The organism is Citrobacter amalonaticus (genome assembly GCF_037053465.1).
Taxonomy (GTDB): domain Bacteria; phylum Pseudomonadota; class Gammaproteobacteria; order Enterobacterales; family Enterobacteriaceae; genus Citrobacter_A; species Citrobacter_A amalonaticus_H.
This window is the reverse complement of sequence record NZ_JBALIF010000002.1, coordinates 427,941-446,893: the sequence shown is the minus strand read 5'-3', so window position 1 is coordinate 446,893 and position 18,953 is coordinate 427,941. Positions and strand designations below refer to the sequence as shown.

The window sequence follows — 18,953 nt, the reverse complement described above, 5'->3', positions numbered from 1 at the left end:
GAATGTATTAGCGGTGATAGTCGAAGAGATAAACGGAAAATTGAATGGCAGGATCAAGGATAATATTAACGATGGCTGGGCAATCAGAGTGAGAGCTAATTGCCCATAAGTATGATTACGGTTGGCTCATCATCGCATCCAGTTGCGCTTTATCGGGCAAACCGACCACTTGCTGAAGGACGTTATCTTTATTCATATAATAAATAGCAGGTGTGACGTTGGCCCCTAAATCATCCATAATTTTTTGATGCATATTGAGGGTTTTCATGTGCGCAGGGGGAACCGTCGCGGAAAGGGTGAGTGGCATTTTCCCACCAGAGGCTTCGTAATCATGCCAGGTTTTTGCCGGATCTTTTGATGCCAGGATTGCGGCTGCGGTGGCCGGGCTTTCAGGTTTGATCACGCCGACTAATAGTGTGCGCAACTGCACTTTTCCGGATTCCACCCACGGGCGCGCCTGCTGCCAGAACTGTTTGCAGTACGGGCAAAACGGGTCAGCAAATACATACAGCACGACCGGTGCGTCTTTTTTGCCATCCAGTAACCAGGCGGCTTTTTCCATGCGTTGCCAGATTTCGCGTCCGGCTGGCGCATAAATTTCTTTTTCTATCAGCTGATTACTCAGGTTATCTCCTTTTTCGTTATACATATAACCTGAAATAGCCTGCTTACCATCCGGCGTCAGATAGATTGTGACACCCATGTCCTGATATTTTCCGAGATAGCCTTTCATCCCGCCGGGCGCATCGAACGATTTGATGATGGTAATGCCTTGTTTTTCTATCGCTTTAACCGGAGCGGGGAGCTCCTCAGCACAGGCAAAGAGAGGGAAGAGGGAGAGCAAAAGCGTACGTTTTAACATCTTTTATCCTTATCAATCATAACGATGGCGAGAGTACCGGGAAAACCTATCACAGCCATAGGTAACATCTCCGGCGGGAACATTGCCCTTTTAAGAGGGGGGTGTTGTAATCCCTCTCGCTGTTACAGCCTTTGTTAAGGTAATGTAGAGCGCAACACTTAGCCAGTTTCACTGGCGCTGAAGTTACCCGCGGGTAGTTCAGGTAACGGGGCCGCCTGCGAAGGTGGCCCTTTTTACTTTGCGTCGTAGCACGTTCACAACGTTGAATTGAGCGGTTTGTTAGCCAACGCTTATTGATTTGATAAAGGAAACGCATTAGCCCTGTCAGTCAATCTTCGGTAACTTATCCCTCAACGAAAACACGGAGGAAGTACAGATGTCTTTGATTAATACCAAAATTAAACCTTTTAAAAACCAGGCGTTCAAAAACGGTGAATTCATCGAAGTCACTGAGAAAGATACTGAAGGCCGCTGGAGCGTCTTCTTCTTCTATCCGGCTGACTTTACTTTCGTATGCCCGACCGAACTGGGCGACGTGGCTGACCATTACGAAGAACTGCAGAAACTGGGCGTTGACGTTTACTCTGTTTCTACCGACACCCACTTTACTCACAAAGCATGGCACAGCAGCTCTGACACCATCGCTAAAATCAAATACGCGATGATCGGCGACCCGACTGGCGCCCTGACCCGTAACTTCGACAACATGCGTGAAGACGAAGGTCTGGCAGACCGCGCAACGTTCGTTGTTGACCCGCAGGGTATCATCCAGGCGATCGAAGTTACCGCTGAAGGTATCGGCCGTGATGCGTCTGACCTGCTGCGTAAAATCAAAGCTGCTCAGTACGTTGCGTCTCACCCAGGCGAAGTTTGCCCGGCGAAATGGAAAGAAGGTGAAGCGACCCTGGCTCCATCCTTAGATCTGGTCGGCAAAATCTAAAAATTCCGGCGTCTTTCATGCCACAGGTGTGTTGGCTGCGCTTACTCACCCCGGTCACTTACTAATGTAAGCTCCCGGGGATTCATAAGCTTGCCGCCTTCCTGTGACAAGAAATACTGGGAATTTGTCTTATTTACGGGTGCTTTTGGGTGCCCGTTTTATTCAGCACCATGACGCAAGTTGCATTCATGCCGCGGTACACAATCGACTTGCATGATGATGTTTTCAGAGAGGGAAGAACAATGCTCGACACTAATATGAAAACCCAGCTCAAGGCCTATCTTGAGAAACTGACCAAACCTGTTGAGCTGATTGCTACGCTGGATGACAGCGCTAAATCGGCAGAAATCAAGGAACTGCTGGCTGAAATCGCCGAACTGTCAGAGAAAGTGACCTTTAAAGAGGACAACAGTTTAGCCGTGCGCAAACCCTCTTTTCTGATCACCAACCCCGGTTCTGATCAGGGACCGCGCTTTGCGGGTTCTCCGTTGGGGCACGAATTTACCTCTCTGGTTCTGGCGCTGCTGTGGACCGGCGGGCATCCGTCAAAAGAGGCGCAGTCTCTGCTTGAGCAGATTCGCGATATCGACGGTGATTTTGAGTTTGAAACCTATTATTCGCTCTCCTGCCACAATTGCCCGGACGTGGTACAGGCGCTGAACCTGATGGCGGTGCTGAACCCGCGTATCAAACATACGGCGATTGATGGCGGTACCTTCCAGAACGAGATCGCTGAACGTAACGTGATGGGCGTTCCGGCGGTTTATGTCAACGGTAAAGAATTTGGTCAGGGCCGCATGACGCTGACGGAAATCGTGGCGAAAGTGGATACCGGCGCGGAAAAACGTGCCGCAGAAGAGTTAAGCCAGCGTGACGCGTACGATGTCCTGATTGTCGGTTCGGGGCCTGCGGGCGCGGCGGCGGCGGTGTACTCCGCACGTAAAGGTATTCGTACCGGGCTGATGGGCGAACGTTTCGGCGGCCAGGTTCTGGATACCGTGGATATCGAAAACTACATCTCCGTACCGAAAACGGAAGGGCAGAAGCTTGCGGGCGCGTTGAAAGCGCACGTAGATGATTACAATGTCGATGTGATTGACAGCCAGAGCGCCAGCAAACTGGTCCCTGCGGCCAGTGAAGGTGGTTTGCATCACATTGAAACGGCGTCGGGCGCAGTACTGAAAGCCCGCAGCATCATTATTGCCACTGGTGCTAAATGGCGCAACATGAACGTTCCGGGTGAAGATCAGTATCGTACTAAAGGCGTTACCTATTGCCCGCACTGCGATGGCCCGCTGTTTAAAGGTAAGCGCGTGGCGGTAATTGGCGGCGGTAACTCCGGCGTCGAAGCGGCGATTGATCTCGCGGGTATCGTGGAACATGTGACTCTGCTGGAATTTGCTCCGGAAATGAAGGCGGATCAGGTATTGCAGGATAAAGTGCGCAGCCTGAAAAACGTCGATATCATTCTGAACGCACAGACCACGGAAGTGAAAGGCGATGGCACGAAAGTGGTGGGCCTGGAATACCGTGACCGCGTGAGCGGCGATATTCACAATGTTGAACTGTCGGGTATCTTCGTTCAGATTGGTCTGCTACCTAACACCAACTGGCTGGAAGGGGCAATTGAACGCAACCGTATGGGTGAAATTATCATCGATGCGAAATGCGAAACCAGCGTGAAAGGCGTCTTCGCCGCTGGTGACTGCACAACCGTACCGTACAAACAGATCATCATCGCGACCGGCGAAGGGGCGAAAGCCTCTCTGAGCTCCTTTGACTATCTGATTCGTACGAAGACGGCATAAAAAGAAAGTAAGACTACACCTGCAAAATAAAAGAGGCACCCATGGGTGCCTCTTTTTTTCGCTGCTTATCAGGCGTTGATTAACGCACTACCAGTACAGGTAATGTCGCATGACGTACCACGCTGGAGGCGTTAGAACCCAGCAGATGTGTTGTAATCGATGGATTACGAGAACCAATGACCACAACGTCGGCGTTGAGTTCTTCACCCAGTTCATTGACCACGTCACGAACGCTGCCAAAACGAACATGTTGCTTAATACGAGAAGGGTCGATACTGAAGTGGCTGACCATCGTTTGCAGTCGGGTTTCAGCCTCGTGTTGCAGATGCTCTTCGAAACGGCGAACGTCAGCGGCAAACCGGTGCAGACTCAGGCTGGCAGAGCCCGGCAGCACATGTAAAAGATGAATGACGCCATCCTGCTGCGCCAGAAACTCTGCATGGCGGATTGCCTTATCGCTGAGCTCCATTTCAAAAACATCAACCGGCATAATGATTGTCTTATACATACCCGTTTCTCCCTGTTAATTAATACTCAAATCATTCAAGCATATAATAATATTTCTTTCTGCGTTCTGCCTGACAAATTTCACACTCTGCGGCGATGCTTTATCTGTCCGCTACCTGTGTTTTTCCAGATACAGCACGGCTCCGACAATCACCGCCGCTATAATCAGGAACCCCAGTAATATGCCAGCTATTTCGCTCATGACCTCACCTGTCAATGAAACCGACTCAGTGTGGATGACCACGAAAAAAAACGAACCAGGAGAAAAGGGTGATTTTGCGGAAAGAGGATGCGTGTGCATCCTCTGGGTAAAGCGAGACGTCGCTTATGCAGATGGGATTAGCGCAGATAGTCGCCTGCGGCTTCTGGCTGGTATTCCAGCGCCAGTACTTCAAGGTGGGTAGAGGCGCCACCTGGAAGCTCCCAGTGAATGGTGTCGCCAACGCGCAGACCCAACAGCGCAGCACCAACAGGCGCCATAACGGAAAGCTGGGTGTTGCTGTCGGTCATTGCTGACGGATAGACCAGCGTACGTACGCGAATTTCGCCATCGCTCAGATTGCGGAATTTCACGCGACTGTTCATGGTCACGACGTCATGCGGCATGGTTTCTGGCGAACACATTTGGGCGCGATCCAGTTCGGCATTTAACGCGTCAGCAATGGGTAAGTCAGCATACGCGGGTTGCTCAAGCAAGCGATCGATGCGTTCTGCGTCAAGGTCGTTAATGATGATAGTTGGTCTGGACATTTTTACTCCATGTCGTCAGTACTGCGTTTTGCCGCAGGTTGATATTCCCAAAAGAAAACCCTCACCGTCAGGCGGCGAGGGTTTAACTCTCCTGATAATACTGAGACTTTCCTCAGGTTTGAAGTGATTTAGCTCACATTCGGGGAATTACTCAAAAAAGCGCCGATTGTATGAATTTTATGCGAAAACCGTGATCGTTCTCAAATTTGCATTATGCTTTTTAAGTGCTCACACAGGGCGCATCACACACTCAGTGTTCCGTTACAGGAGATCTCATGAGCCAGTTCGACAAACTTACTCTCAAAGATGGCAGCTATCTGTATTTCAAAGACTGGGGCGACCACCACGGACAGCCGGTTGTCTTCAGTCATGGGTGGCCTCTGACGTCTGATGCCTTTGAAGATCAGATGCTATTCCTGGGCTCGAAAGGATTTCGGGTGATTGCCCACGACAGGCGTGGGCATGGACGTTCTGCGCAGCCGTGGGACGGGCATAATATGGATCAGTACGCGGACGATTTGGCTGAGCTCACCGCCCATCTGAATCTGCAAAATGCTGTGCATGTGGGACACTCAACGGGTGGGGGCGAAGTGGCGCGCTATATTGGTCGACATGGCACGCAGCGCGTGGCGAAAGCCGTGTTGATTGGCGCGGTAACGCCGATCATGGTGAAAACCGATTTTAACCCGAACGGCGTACCAAAAGAGGTCTTCGACGGTATCCGTGAAGGAGTCGTCAACGATCGGGCTGCTTTTTTCAATGAGCTAACATCTGCTTTCTATGGCTATAACCGACCTGGCGCGAAGGAGTCAAAAGCGGTACGTGAAAGCTTTGTTGAACAGGGATTACAGGGCTCAATAAAAGCGCTTTATGATTGTGTTAAAGCCTTCTCTGAAACGGATCTGCGTGAAGATCTGCGCAAAATGACCATTCCCACACTGGTCATTCATGGCGATGACGATCAAATCGTCCCCATCGAAACCTGCGGTAAAGTGGCGGCTGAAATATTGCCGGACGCGCAGTTGAAGGTGTATGCCGGTGGTTCCCACGGGATCTGCACCACGCATAAGCAGCAGATAAATCAGGATCTGCTGACGTTTATCCAGTCGTAATTTTTAACGGATTGCTCTACGCTGATCTTCTTGCATCAGGGGGATGAGCGAAGCGTAATTTGTGCTTCGCTGACGTTAACGACTTCAGAGAAAACTATGTATTTCTATCAACCATCGCAGGGACATGGCCTGCCGCACGACCCGCTCAATGCTATCGTCGGTCCTCGTCCGATTGGCTGGATCGTCTCACAGGACGCTGACGGTCGGGACAACCTCGCCCCCTACAGCTTCTTCAACTGTTTTAATTATCATCCGCCCATTATCGGTTTTGCCAGCACCGGCTGGAAAGACAGCGTGCGTAACATTCTGGAAACAGGCGAATTTGTCTGGAACCTGACCACGCAAGAGCTGGCGAGTGCGATGAATGAAACCTCCGCCAGTCTGCCACATGGCGAAGATGAATTTTTGGCAGCCGGACTGACCAAAGCGGAGAGTCGGCTGGTAAACGTGCCGCGTGTTGCTGAAAGCCCGGTGAATTTTGAATGCCGTCTGTCGCAAAGCATTCAGCTCACGACCGCCCAGGGGGAAGCGATAGAAACCTGGCTCATCTTAGGTGAAGTGGTGGGGATTCATATTGCAGAAGCGCTGCTGGAAGAGGGCATTTACCAGACAGCCAAAGCGAAACCGGTACTTCGCGCGGGAGGGCCGACAGCCTATTATGCAATTAGCGAAACGCACCGCTTTGACCTGGTGCGTCCGGATGCCCGCGCAAAACGTGGCTGACGCAAACCGACGCAGGTAACGCGCCGGTCTGAGTCATCAGTAACCGGCTTTGTCGATAATAAACTGTTTACCGCAGTTACCCGGATGCGGCTGTGGAGCGAAAGAATCCGCAGTAAGCGGCGCGTTAATGGTCTGCGCTTTCAGCGAGAACTGTATCTCCGTCAGGTACGCCGGGTTGCCGTGGCAGCTCAGTTTTACTGCTCTGATGCTCTCTTTCCCCCAGCGTTTCGCAAACGCGGCATCAAAAGCGCTACGGCTGACACGCTTGCCATAGTTATCGTTAAGAAAGGTGCCCAGCTCGCTGGTTTTAATCTCTTTATTCAGACGCACCATCGTGTCGAAGTACGCGTCCGGGTCAAAACCAAAGCAGGCGCCATGTTTAGCGTATTCATAGCGTTCAAGGCAGGAACGGCCTCCCGCGCCAGGCATTACGGCACTGAGCCTGGCGGCGCTTTCCAGAGAAAGCCCAGTTTCTGGCAAGGAACATTTACGACTGCCGCGTGCTTCCGGCAGATTCGGGATCGGGCGCGTGGCGCAGCCAAATCGCATCCACCGCCGCTCATCCACTCCGCGCGAGGCGACAGATTTCGGCAACCCCGGCCACAAACCGTGAACGGTCAGAAAATCGGCTTTATTCGCCGTCTCTTTTTGCAGACGACATTCGTCAGGTTCGCGGTTATTGCGTTCATGCTGGCTCTGGCAAAACCCGGTCTGCCAGGAGAGCGCCAGCACGTAACGATCGAAATCGCCATACTGTTTCGCCTGAAGTTCGTTGGCGGTTGCCGTTGAAAGGGGAAGCAGAGAGGCTGCCAGCAGCAAAGAGTTATGCCAGGTCGGTTTCATGATGGTTCTGTTACTTATATAAAAACGGGGTAGTCTCTATTTAACCATAAAAAAAGCCCGCGAGGTGGGTAAACCCCGCGGGCGGTGATCATTCAGTTTGGGTCGAGGCTATTAGCTCCACATCGCCAGAATCGGCCAGCCTACCAGTAACAGCATGGCGATATAGATGACCCCAAAGATGGCACCCAGACGCCAGTAATCTCTGGATTTCACATAGCCACAGCCATAGATGATGACGCCAGGACCCGTTGCGTAAGGTGTCAGGCAGCCCATAATACCGATGGACAGCACCAGCAGAATACACAGGTGTTCCATTGGCACGCCCGGGATCCCTTTGCCGATCGCCAGGATCACTGGCAACATGGTGGCGGTATGCGCAGAGAGGCTGGCAAACAAATAGTGCGCAAAGTAGAACACCAGCACCAGCACAATCACCGTTGCGTTAGGCGAGAAACCTTCCAGATGGGTGCTCATAGTACTGGCGAACCAGTCGATAAAACCAGAACGGGTTAATCCGTTTGCCATTACCACGAGGGTGGCAAGGTTGACCAGCGTGTTCCATGCGCTGTTGTATTTAGTGATGTCTTTCCACGGCACCACGTGCAGCGCCAACATCAGTGAAACAGCCAGCAGGCCGACAGCGGTAGCGTCGATTATCTCGCCGCCAAAGACCCACAGTCCGAGGCTTAACAGAACCAGACCGATCAGCGTCCACTCTTTGGTTGACAGGGAACCCATCGTTTTCAGTTCGTCGCCAGCCCAGGCCGCGACTTCCGCACTGTGCGTCACTTCAGGTTTGTAAAGGACATAAGAGAGCCATGGCGCAACGATCAGCAAAATAATACCGACCGGCAGAAAGCTCAGGAACCATTGCAGCCAGCTGATCTGAACTCCCGCGATTTTGCTGACAAATTCCAGACCCAGCACGTTTGGTGCAGCCCCTGTCACAAACATTGATGAACTCAGGCTGGTACTGATCACCATCATCCACATCAGATAACCGCCGATACGCCGCGCGGACGGGTCGTTCGGGAATGATTTAAACAGCGGAGGCAGGTTTTTAATGACCGGGAAGACGGTACCACCGGTACGCGCGGTATTGGATGGCGTGAACGGCGCCAGCAGAATATCGATGATGACAATCGCATAGCCCAGCGTCAGGGTACGTTTCCCCATGAACTTCACCAGGAACAGCGCGATGCGGCGACCAAGACCTGTGACTTCATAGCCCAGGGCGAAGATAAACGCGCCGAATACCAGCCAGACGGTGGTGCTGGAAAAGCCCGCCAGACCCCATTTCAGCGCCTGTTTACCGGCATCAAACGCCGGATCTGCCAGCTCTTTGGCATCAAACAGCAAATAGTTGCTGCCGATCACGCAAATGGTGACGGCAATAAAACTGATTGCCGTCGCCGGAATCGGTTCCAGGATCATACCGATGATCATGGCAACGAAAACGGCGAAGTAGTGCCATGCCTGAGGGGGCATGCCGTCAGGAACAGGAATAAGAAACATTATGCCCATGACAATCAGCGGGGCAAATAACTTCCATATTGTATCTTTAGATAAAGACATAAGTGATTCTCCGAAAAGGATCTTTTCAATAATTGTGTAAATGTTGAACCAGGGAAATCTGAGCTAAAAACCACGTCACGATCAGCAGATCGGCGCTGCCGCCAGGGCTGAGGTTGCGTTCAATACATTGGCTGTCGAACTGGTGCAGATGAACGAGATCATCAGGGGTTCGGATGCCCCCTTGTTGTAACAATGCGTTTGCCTGCTGCTGTATCCAGCGCAGTCCTGTCTCACCGCCGCGCGAGGCAACGTTAGTGTCGCCATTGCGGGCGATAAGCAGGAGAAGCGTGTCGAGAAGTGCCAGCTCAGGATCGCGCCCCTCGGTTAACAGAGCGCGGTAATGTGGCAAGGCGTAGCGGATCACGAGCGGATATCCCGCTTCGGCTTCGCCGCGCGCGCCGGTTAATCCCAGTTGTTGATAAAGTCGTTGGCCTGCCGTGGATTGTTGATTGTTATGGCGCAGTTCGCGCTCGGTCAGACCGCAACAAAAGGTGGCGGCAGTGCTACAGATGGTTTCCGGAGTCACACGTTGCTGCAACTGATGCAGCCGACCAATAGCGGCACACAGCAGTCCGAGAGAAAAAATGCTGCCTTTATGGGTATTGACGCCCGCAGTCGCGCGGAACATGTCGGCTTCACAGGCAAGTCCCAAGGGACGCAACCCGTTCAGTACCTGGGCTGCGGGTAATTGTGAGCAGCATGCGCCATACTCGATGAAACGCGGTAACCACGCCTGAATAGCCAGCGCGCTGCGGTGAAAATCCGCGAGCGACATATCCTTATGCGCGCCGCAGTTGAAGCGATCCACGAGGCCGGGTTTTGGCGACAGGTTGACTTCAGTCAGCATTGCGCGCCACGCCAGATGACCGTATGCGTCAAACAGCGTATGAGGAAGCGCGGTGGTTTCAGCGGGCATATCGTGCATCGGCAGCATGCAGCAGCACCTCCATATGGTTCGTCAGTTCGGAGAGCGTATGGTTTTTCCCGCGCGCACATTCCGCAGCGCTGTGTTCGCACAACAGGCAGCGGCGAGCGGGAAGCGAGAAATGGCGGCGGGAGAGAATTTCGCCTCCGGGGGTTAGCACATCGATGTCCCACAAACGTCCCAGAGGATGAGTTTGTTCAAGCTCAATGGTCGCGAGCTTGATGTCGCGGGCCGATGCCTCAATCGAGAACATGCCTTCCGGCCCGCTTGCCGAGGCCAGTGCAGCCTGCTCCCGGATAAACCAGTCCGCCCGTTGCGCCAGTTTGAGCAGGGCGATCACACCGTGATTAAAGATGCGACGGGTAAGTTCGCTGTCTTTAATTGGGCCTGGCGCCACCACGGTAAAGGAGACCAGTGGAACGGGCAGGCGCTTCAGCCAGTAGTGTTGCCGTGCTTGTCGCTCATCCCGGCTGACGAGCAGCTCAGGGATGGAAACCGCGTGGTGGGTGGCCTGTTCCGGGAGCAGGTGCATGGCTTATTCCTTCACCTGATGAACAACGTCAATCACCGAGCCATCCCGGTAACGCACAACCGCGATCACCCGATCGGTGAATTCAATCGGACGGGGTTCGCCAGTAAGTTGTTGAGCGCGTTCACGCAGCCATGCAATGGAGACCACTTTCATGCCTGCGGCTTTCAGACGTTCGGCAAGTTCCGGGCGCGCCGGGTTGACGGCAATACCATGATCGGTAACCAGAATATCGACGCTGGAGCCTGGCGTGACGCAGGTTAGTACGTTATCCACCAGCGTTGGAATTCGGCCACGCACCAGCGGCGCAACGATAATCGACAGGGCAGCGGCAGCGGCGGTATCACAGTGACCGCCAGACGCGCCGCGAATAACGCCGTCAGAACCGGTCAACACATTGACGTTAAACTGGGTGTCAACTTCCAGTGCGCTCAGGACGACAACGTCCAGCCGATCGACAGAGGCGCCTTTTGATCCCCAGTTGGCATACTGGTTCGCGCTGATTTCAATGTGATTGGGGTTACGCGCCAGCGACTCTGCGGCGTTGCGGTCAAAGCTCTGGACGTCCAGTAGTTTGCGGATCAGCCCCTTTTCGTGCAGGTCGACAATGGTCGCCGTGATGCCGCCGAGGGCGAAATCCGCGCGAATATCGCGGCTGCGCATTTTGTCTTCGAGGAAACGGGTAACCGCCAGCGACGCGCCGCCGGTGCCGGTTTGCAGAGAGAAGCCTTCTTTGAAATAACCGGAATGGGTGATGACCTCTGCTGCGCTGCGGGCAATCAGCAGTTCTCGCGGGTTGGTGGTCATGCGGGTGGCATCAGCGCCGATCTTATCGGCGTCGCCGACCTGGTCAATCTGGACAATCAGATCCACCTGATCCTGGGCAATGCTGGCCGGGTTGTGCGGATAAGGCAGCAGTTGTTCCGTCAGCAGAACGACCTGACGGGCGCTTTCGGCATCAACACGGGCATAGCCGAGTGAACCGCAGCAGGCTTTCCCGGTATAGCCATTAGCATTACCGAACCGATCGCAGGACGGAACGCCGAGAAAAGCAACGTCGATGCTGAGTTCACCGCTTTGTACCAGATGTACACGACCACCGTGAGAGTGAACCTGAACAGGTTCAGCCAACAGTCCACGAGAGATCTCCTCTGCCAGCGGACCACGCAGTCCGGAGGTATAAATACGGGTCACAACGCCATTACGGATATGTTCGACCAGCGGCGCGTGGCAGTCGCTCAGGGAGCTGGACGCCAGCGTCAGGTTTTTAAAACCCATGTGGGCGATGGTTTCCATCACCAGGTTGATGGTCAGATCCCCGCCGCGAAACGCGTGGTGGAAAGAGATGGTCATGCCATCCTGCAAACCGGAGCGGCGGACCGCCTCTTCGAGCGTTGCGCACAGTTTTTTGTCGCGCGGTTTTTGGGCCTGCTGGTTCTGTTTCGAGATGTTCAGATAGGCGGAAAGATCGCTTTCTGCACGGCGGGTCCAGGCTGCTACCCGTTCGTGTCGTTGAGCCTGTTCATTTTTCTGGGTCATTGTTTTTTGCCTTATTCTTCGCGGATGCCGGAAAGTTCTGCGCGGGAGAGCACCAGACGTGCGCGCTCAATCACCGGGCTGTCGACCATCTTGCCGTTCAGGGAAACCACCCCGCGTCCTTCGCGGGCGGCGGCTTCTGCGGCTTCCACGACCAGACGCGCATGGGTCACTTCTTTTTGCGTCGGGGCATACAGGTTGTGCAGCAGTTCAATCTGACGCGGGTTAATAAGCGACTTGCCGTCAAAGCCCAATTGTTTAATGTGAGCGGCTTCGTGCAGAAATCCTGCTTCGTTGTTGGCATCGGAATAGACGGTATCGAACGCCTGAATACCGGCAGACCGCGCCGCCTGTAAAATAGAGCAGCGGGCAAACAGCAGTTCAGTACCTTCTGGCGAACGTTCTGTACGCAGGTTGCGTACGTAGTCTTCTGCCCCCAGCGCGATACCGATCAGGCGTTCAGAGGCATGGGCGATTTCCACCGCGCGGGTAATGCCTAAAGGGGATTCAATGGCGGCCAGCAGACCCGTGCTGCCTGGCTCGCGACCACAGGCTTTTTCTATCCGCAGAATTTCGGTTTCAATGTCGGTGACATCCTTTGCGGTATCGGTTTTAGGCAGACGAACCACATCCGCGCCACCGCGCACGACCGCTTCCAGATCGTTGATCCCCCATTCGGAATCGAGGGCGTTAACGCGCACGATGGTTTCAACGTCGCGATATAGCGGGTGTTGCAGTGCGTGGTAGACCAGGCGGCGTGCGGTGTCTTTTTCACGCAGGGCGACGGAGTCCTCCAGGTCGAACATTAGGGCATCAGCCGGGTAGATAAACGAGTTGCTGACCATGGCGGCATTGGCGCCGGGGACAAACAGCATGCTGCGGCGAGTGCGCGTTTTACGCTGTTGCAGAGAAGCGGAAATCATTGGCGATCCTCCCAGGGCAGGGCCGGAATGCCGCTGGCGCGCGCCAGTAGTGCTTCCAGCCGTGCGCGTAAAATGCAATCCAGCGCGCCTTTATCGTCGACATTTAATTGCACGCCGCGCACGTCATATTTCGCGAGAACATCCAGAAGGGTGGCGCGAATGGCATCGCCAAACTGTTTCTCAACGCTGCTGTTGATCTGCAGGTCAATCTCCTGCGTATCGAGCGGGGCGATGCGTATCATCACATCACCGGACTCAAGTGTGCCTGCGACGGCAGCCTGATTTATTTTCATTTTTCACCTGTTACTAATGCGGGGGTCTTTTGGCGGACTGTCGCGCAAGTTGGCGTGTGCTCAAGCATGACTTGCAGGTACTGCAAGGTGGCCGGGGGCACCAGCGACGCGATAGCCGTGAGATCTTTTTTAACGAGCAATTTGCGCACCAGAGAGGCGGATATCGGCATCTCCTGGAAGCACAACCGCTCAATTTCCACCAGCTCAATGGGTGGGGCGGGAAGGGTTGGCGTCTCCAGCCAAAAACGCATGTCGCGGTTGTACTGGGCGGTTACGACGCAAAAAGGTTCCGTGCCAACAAAGCGATGAGTGATACCCAGCGCGGGCGCCAGATACTGACGAAATATTTTTAAATCGATTTCGGTATAACAGTGGTTGATGACGCTCTGCTCTTTGATGAAATAGCAGGGGAACGTGGCGCGCGAAATGATGTATTCCGAACCGCGATGAACCGTGAGGTGTGCGATATCCGATGTGCCTTTGAGTACCAGATCGAGTCGGTCTTCATACGGGAAGCGCGACGTGTCCTCTTTGACAAGAAACAGATGCAGCCAGTCGCACTGCGCCGCTGCTTGTTGGATCAGGTAGCGGTGTCCGTTAGTGAACGGGTTGGCGTTCATCACAATGCAGCCGATTTTCTTGCCATCATGGCGGAATTTGGTCAGCGACTCAGCGTACCGCTTCAGCCGTGTGCTGCTGTTCTCCATCAACACCATAATGCCAGGTACGCAGGTCAGTGTTGAAAAACCGCACTGCCTGAACAGCGTTTCGTATTCCGTTTTGGTGTAGATGAAGAGATGGGTGTAGTGTCTTTCATAGGCGAGATTAATCAGTTCGGTCGCCAGCGTCAGCGCCAATCCTTCACCGCGTACAGATTCGCTAATCGCAACACATTTAATGATATTTCCGGCGATCCCGCCGCAGGCGATCAGTTTTTCATTACGCGTTACGGTAATAAACACTTCCACGGTGGTATCGACGCTCAAATCATTCTCTTTCAGGAATTGTGTGATCGCCGCCATTTTTATATTTTCTGAGCGTTTAACTTGCGTGAACACATTATTAGCAAACATATGAAAGAGTCCTGAGAGCGTGTTGTAGTGTTGCTGTTCTTGTACGTATGTTGTACACAGAAGCAATCTGATAACGTTTTGTTTTCATCCGGGAAGAAAAAGATTTTTGCTACGACATATTTCTTTTTTTTCCGAGCGCATACATCGTAAGGAGTATTTCTATAGTAAATTTTGATTTATTTCACAAACACTTAGATGGTTTTAATGTGTTTAATGGTTTTAAGTTTTTTAATTATTCTAATCACGGAATGTAAGGTGGTGTTAATTTGTTTAATTGATTTAATGTGGTGAATCTGCAACGATCCTCTATATTCATTTTTCGTGTGAATAAAACATTTCTATTACATTTAAAGGCGGTTTTCGCCGAATATTGTCGGGGAAGAAACAGCGATGTCAGTTCAAAAAAATAAAAAGCCGTTTTCTTTTTTTCGCCGACTGGCATTTCCATTACGCATTTTTCTGCTTATTCTTGTTTTTTCTGTGTTTATTATTTGCGCATTAGCACAGTATTTTTCCGCCAGTTTCGAAGATTATTTGAGTACCCATGTTCGCGATATGGCGATGAACCAGGCAAAAATTATTGCGGCTAACGACAGTATCATTGCCGCAGTGAAGCAGCGTGATTACAAGCGACTGGCATTTATTGCAGGTAAATTGCAGAGTGACACCGATTTTGACTATGTGGTTATTGGGGACAAAAACTCCATTCGTCTTTATCACCCCAATCCGGCAAAAATTGGCTATCCGATGCAGTTCACTAAGCCGGGGGCGCTGGAGAGAGGGGAAAGCTATTTCATCACCGGGACGGGGTCAATTGGTCTGGCGATGCGTGCTAAAACGCCCATCTTTGATAATGACGGTCATGTTATTGGCGTAGTCTCTATCGGCTATCTGGTGAGCAAAATTGATAGCTGGCGGCTGGACTTTATTCTTCCTATGGCTGGGGTGTTTGTTCTGTTGCTGTTCGTGCTTATGCTGCTCTCGTGGTGTTTTGCCGCTCACATACGCCGTCAGATGATGGGAATGGAGCCGAAACAAATTGCCCGGGTTGTGCGTCAACAGGAAGCGTTGTTTAGTTCCGTTTATGAGGGGCTGATTGCGGTTGACCCGGAGGGCTATATCACCGCCATTAACCGCAGTGCGAGAAAGATGTTAGGACTGCGCTCGCCAGGCCGGCAATGGCTGGGAAAACCCATTCACGACGTAGTCAGGCCAGCAGATTTTTTTACCGAGCAAATTGCCGAAAAACGCGTCGATGCAATGGTAAATTTCAATGGCCTGAGTGTAATTGCCAACCGTGAAGCGATCCGCTCAGGTGAGGAGTTGCTGGGGGCGATTATCAGTTTTCGGAGCAAAGACGAAATCGCCACCCTGAATGCGCAATTAACGCAGATTAAGCAATACGTCGAGAGTCTTCGAACGTTGCGCCATGAGCATCTAAACTGGATGTCGACACTCAATGGCCTGTTGCAAATGAAAGAGTACGACAGGGTCAGGGAGATGGTGCAGGGGGAATCCCAGGCGCAGCAGCAACTGATAGACAGCCTGCGTGAATCTTTTGCTGACCGTCAGGTGGCTGGTCTACTGTTTGGCAAAGTGCAGCGTGCGCGTGAGCTGGGGCTCAAAATGACGATTGTGCCTGGCAGTCAGCTTCAGCAATTACCAGAGGGGTTGGACAGCACAGAATTTGCAGCCATTGTCGGTAATCTTCTGGATAATGCATTCGAAGCCAGCCTGCGTACTGAGCAGGGAAATAACGTTGTGGAACTGTACCTGAGCGATGAAGGCGAGGATGTGGTGATTGAAGTCGCCGATCAGGGATGCGGTGTGCCTGAGGCATTACGCGAAAAAATATTCGAACAGGGGGTGAGTACCCGTTCAGACGAGCCCGGTGAGCATGGCATCGGGTTGTATCTTATTGCAAGTTATGTGGGGCGCTGTGGCGGGAGCATTACGCTGGAAGATAATGATCCCTGTGGCACCTTATTTTCTCTCTTTATTCCGAAAGTGAACAAGAACAATGACGGAACCATTAACCCTGTTAATCGTTGAAGATGAAATGCTGCTTGCGGAGATGCATGCAGAATACATCCGCCATATTCCCGGTTTTAACCAGATTTGGCTAGCGGGCAATCTGGCGCAGGCAAGAATGATGATTGAGCGGTTCAAACCCGGCCTCATCCTGCTGGATAACTATCTGCCGGACGGAAAGGGCATCACGCTGCTGCATGAACTGACGGAATCGCATTACCCCGGTGGCGTCGTTTTTACCACTGCGGCCAGTGATATGGAGACGGTGTCTGAAGCCGTGCGCAGCGGGGCGTTTGATTATCTGATTAAACCTATCGCCTATGAGCGTCTGGGACAGACGCTGACGCGCTACCAGCAGCGCAGGCGGATGCTGGCAGAAAACGACAGCGCCAGCCAGCGCCAAATTGATGAGATGTTTAATGCCTATGCGCGAGGCGAGCCGAAAGATGACCTGCCTACTGGTATTGATGCGTTAACGCTTAACGCAGTGAAAAAGCTGTTTGCCGACCCGCAGGTGCAGCATACCGCCGAAACGGTGGCACTGGCGCTGACCATCAGCCGTACAACGGCAAGACGCTATCTCGAATACTGCGCCAGCCGACATTTTATCATTGCGGAAATTGTGCACGGAAAGGTGGGAAGACCGCAGCGAATTTACCACGGTTGATGGCGTGTTTTGCCGGATGAGCCGCTAAGCGCCATCATCCGGCAAATCTGATGAATCAGCCTCCCGCAACGGCGGAGGTTGATCCAGGAACCATCACTTCGGTGGCGATGATAACAATTAACAGCCCGACCATCACCGGAACGGACGTGCGTTTTACCACTTCAAACGGCGAGATTTTGGCCATACCCGCAACGGCGACAACCACACCGGAAACCGGGGAAATGGTACGCCCCAGGTTAGATGCCTGCAGCATCGGGATAGAGAGATAAGCCGGGTTGATGCCGGAAGAGTGCGCCAGTTTGGGAATCATCTCGACGAAAGCATAGAACGGCGCGTTCCCGGACCCCGTCGTCATCGCGGCCAGCATCGTCAGAATGACCAGTACCAGCATCAGAATGATACTTGCGGAACCAAACGAGGTGGCAATGGAGATCAGGCTCTGAATAAAGCCGATAGTGCTAAGCCCTTGTGCAAATACGCCAGCGGCAACTAACAACATCACCACGTTTGCAAACGCATCGGCCATTCCACGGTAAGCCACTTCCAGTCCGGAGAAGACTTTCTGGGTGTTGAAACCGCGAATAAACTCCAGCACCGCCGCAATCAACATGCAGAGCACCAGAATAGTAATGATGTGCAACTGTGGCCCCCATTTTCCATCAAAAACCAGTACGCCGATGATTGGCGTAAAGGGCAGAATGGAATAGAAAGCTGGCGCAGTCGTGGTGATTTCATTCACATCCAGCATTTCATGGGTAATGTTTTCTTTCTTATCCAGATAGCGCTGCCAGAAGTAGTGAGCAATCGCCATACCAATAATCGCGGCAATAGAGATAGGCAACGTCGTTTTAAACGCGAAGTCGATCAGCGGCATTTCAGCGGCTTTTGCGGCCAGCACCACATCACCGGATGTTGGGGAGAGAATAATCGCGGCAGGGGAGGCGCAGATAGCCGCCGCAGCGCCACGGCTAATTCCCACGTTAACCATGACCGGGAATAGCGTCGCCATCAATAGTACGCCGAGGCCGGTTGCAGACGACACCGCCAGAGACATCAGACATGCAACGAAATAGGCGGCAATCATCAGCAGATAGGGTGAGTTGATGTACTGTAAGGGTTTAGAGGCTAACTTCACCACCATATCGTTGGCGCCGATGTGGGTCATGTAGGCGGCAAAACCGCAAAGCATCATGATCATCATGCCGAGATCGCCACCACGGCTCATCAACAGGATCTTGATGTATTCAACGATATCCGTTGCGGTATAGCCCGTACTGGTTTCGCTGGAAGGCAGGACTTTGTGGCCCATCAGGGCGCTGATAATCAGTAATGCCAGGCCGCCAACAAAGAGCACGCCCGTCGCGGAGTATCCTTTAATGATGTAGCGCGCCACACCCACAATAACCACAACTCCTATCAGGAGTTCGATAAATGTCAACATTGTTTCCCCTGTCACATGGACGCCCAGAATGAAAATAAGAAAATGATGATAAGTTGGTGTAAAAATGTGCCGAATAAACCCATTCCGCTTGCTGATTAAAATCAATAAACAGAACGATTAAACCCGTTGAGTGGTTATTCTTTTTTTCTAACCTGGTATCTGAATGGTGTATTTCGCAGAATTTTAAGGAAAAAGCAGGTTGTTGTTAATGTGTTATGTAAATGATGTGTGATTGTTTGTTTTTGTCGGGCGAGTGGGATTTTTTACCTGAACAAATGAAGATAACGCAATATCTTACTGATAATCAGGTGAAACGGAATGGTGGCGACGATGTGGATCTGGTAACAATGCGATAAATCTTAGAACAATCTGATTCTGTGAACGAATACAATCGTTAAGGTTTTATTCAAGTTGA

General features: G+C 52.3%; 19 protein-coding genes. 6 read left to right on the top strand and 13 right to left on the bottom strand.

The genetic code is table 11. The features are described from left to right. Positions 1-115: 115 nt before the first annotated feature. Entirely contained in the window at positions 116-862 is a 747-nt protein-coding gene (dsbG, locus tag WB371_RS04955; RefSeq protein WP_336218982.1) for a thiol:disulfide interchange protein DsbG, read from the bottom strand. A 376-nt stretch (positions 863-1,238) separates the two neighbouring features. Here dsbG and ahpC point away from each other — a divergent pair, with 376 nt between their 5' ends. Both ahpC and ahpF read left to right on the top strand, forming a co-directional pair. Continuing rightward, positions 1,239-1,802, top strand: a complete 564-nt coding sequence (gene ahpC / locus WB371_RS04950; protein ID WP_004859485.1) for an alkyl hydroperoxide reductase subunit C — start codon at positions 1,239-1,241, stop codon at positions 1,800-1,802. 242 nt (positions 1,803-2,044) lie between these two features. Next, the gene (gene ahpF / locus WB371_RS04945; protein ID WP_336218981.1) at positions 2,045-3,610 is read left to right on the top strand and encodes an alkyl hydroperoxide reductase subunit F; all 1,566 of its coding nucleotides are present in this window, start codon (positions 2,045-2,047) and stop codon (positions 3,608-3,610) included. Between the two features lie 79 nt (positions 3,611-3,689). Here the strand turns inward: ahpF and uspG are convergent, their stop codons facing one another. From uspG to rnk, 3 genes are all read right to left on the bottom strand, one after another. After that, positions 3,690-4,118, bottom strand: coding sequence for a universal stress protein UspG (gene uspG, locus WB371_RS04940; protein ID WP_336218980.1), 429 nt, complete (start codon positions 4,116-4,118; stop codon positions 3,690-3,692). A 111-nt stretch (positions 4,119-4,229) separates the two neighbouring features. Continuing rightward, entirely contained in the window at positions 4,230-4,319 is a 90-nt protein-coding gene (yldA, locus tag WB371_RS04935; protein ID WP_336218979.1) for a small membrane protein YldA, read from the bottom strand. Positions 4,320-4,456: 137 nt separating this feature from the next. Next, the gene (rnk, locus tag WB371_RS04930; protein ID WP_336218978.1) at positions 4,457-4,867 is read right to left on the bottom strand and encodes a nucleoside diphosphate kinase regulator; all 411 of its coding nucleotides are present in this window, start codon (positions 4,865-4,867) and stop codon (positions 4,457-4,459) included. 275 nt (positions 4,868-5,142) lie between these two features. On the opposite strand from rnk, the gene WB371_RS04925 reads away from it, so the two are divergent. Beyond that, on the top strand, positions 5,143-5,979 hold the full coding sequence (locus WB371_RS04925) for an alpha/beta hydrolase (RefSeq protein WP_336218977.1): 837 nt from the start codon (positions 5,143-5,145) through the stop codon (positions 5,977-5,979). 96 nt (positions 5,980-6,075) lie between these two features. Then, positions 6,076-6,702, top strand: coding sequence for a flavin reductase family protein (locus WB371_RS04920; protein WP_336218976.1), 627 nt, complete (start codon positions 6,076-6,078; stop codon positions 6,700-6,702). Between the two features lie 36 nt (positions 6,703-6,738). Here the strand turns inward: WB371_RS04920 and rna are convergent, their stop codons facing one another. From rna to citC, 8 genes are all read right to left on the bottom strand, one after another. Then, positions 6,739-7,545, bottom strand: coding sequence for a ribonuclease I (gene rna, locus WB371_RS04915; RefSeq protein WP_336218975.1), 807 nt, complete (start codon positions 7,543-7,545; stop codon positions 6,739-6,741). Positions 7,546-7,656: 111 nt separating this feature from the next. Further along, complete coding sequence (locus tag WB371_RS04910; RefSeq protein ID WP_336218974.1) at positions 7,657-9,120, bottom strand: anion permease; 1,464 nt, start codon at positions 9,118-9,120, stop codon at positions 7,657-7,659. Between the two features lie 25 nt (positions 9,121-9,145). Beyond that, positions 9,146-10,045: a triphosphoribosyl-dephospho-CoA synthase CitG gene (citG, locus tag WB371_RS04905; RefSeq protein WP_420704029.1), complete on the bottom strand. Its 900-nt coding sequence runs from the start codon at positions 10,043-10,045 to the stop codon at positions 9,146-9,148. Then, positions 10,026-10,577, bottom strand: coding sequence for a citrate lyase holo-[acyl-carrier protein] synthase (gene citX / locus WB371_RS04900; protein WP_336218972.1), 552 nt, complete (start codon positions 10,575-10,577; stop codon positions 10,026-10,028). Before citX ends, citG begins: the two co-directional genes overlap by 20 nt. 3 nt (positions 10,578-10,580) lie before the next feature. Beyond that, positions 10,581-12,113 carry a citrate lyase subunit alpha gene (gene citF / locus WB371_RS04895; RefSeq protein WP_336218971.1) on the bottom strand — a complete coding sequence of 511 codons (1,533 nt, stop codon included), beginning with the start codon at positions 12,111-12,113 and terminating at the stop codon, positions 10,581-10,583. A gap of 11 nt (positions 12,114-12,124) precedes the next feature. Next, a complete protein-coding gene (citE, locus tag WB371_RS04890) occupies positions 12,125-13,033 on the bottom strand; it encodes a citrate (pro-3S)-lyase subunit beta (protein WP_336218970.1) in 909 nt (302 codons plus the stop codon). Continuing rightward, complete coding sequence (gene citD, locus WB371_RS04885) at positions 13,030-13,326, bottom strand: citrate lyase acyl carrier protein (protein ID WP_336218969.1); 297 nt, start codon at positions 13,324-13,326, stop codon at positions 13,030-13,032. Before citD ends, citE begins: the two co-directional genes overlap by 4 nt. Beyond that, complete coding sequence (gene citC, locus WB371_RS04880; RefSeq protein WP_336218968.1) at positions 13,323-14,399, bottom strand: [citrate (pro-3S)-lyase] ligase; 1,077 nt, start codon at positions 14,397-14,399, stop codon at positions 13,323-13,325. Before citC ends, citD begins: the two co-directional genes overlap by 4 nt. A 390-nt stretch (positions 14,400-14,789) precedes the next feature. Here citC and dpiB point away from each other — a divergent pair, with 390 nt between their 5' ends. Together dpiB and dpiA are read left to right on the top strand one after the other, a co-directional pair. Beyond that, a complete protein-coding gene (dpiB, locus tag WB371_RS04875; protein WP_336218967.1) occupies positions 14,790-16,451 on the top strand; it encodes a sensor histidine kinase DpiB in 1,662 nt (553 codons plus the stop codon). After that, the gene (dpiA, locus tag WB371_RS04870) at positions 16,420-17,097 is read left to right on the top strand and encodes a two-component response regulator DpiA (protein WP_336218966.1); all 678 of its coding nucleotides are present in this window, start codon (positions 16,420-16,422) and stop codon (positions 17,095-17,097) included. Before dpiB ends, dpiA begins: the two co-directional genes overlap by 32 nt. 55 nt (positions 17,098-17,152) lie before the next feature. On the opposite strand, the gene dcuC is transcribed toward dpiA, so the two are convergent. Continuing rightward, the gene (dcuC, locus tag WB371_RS04865) at positions 17,153-18,538 is read right to left on the bottom strand and encodes an anaerobic C4-dicarboxylate transporter DcuC (protein ID WP_336218965.1); all 1,386 of its coding nucleotides are present in this window, start codon (positions 18,536-18,538) and stop codon (positions 17,153-17,155) included. Between the last annotated feature and the right edge of the window lie 415 nt (positions 18,539-18,953).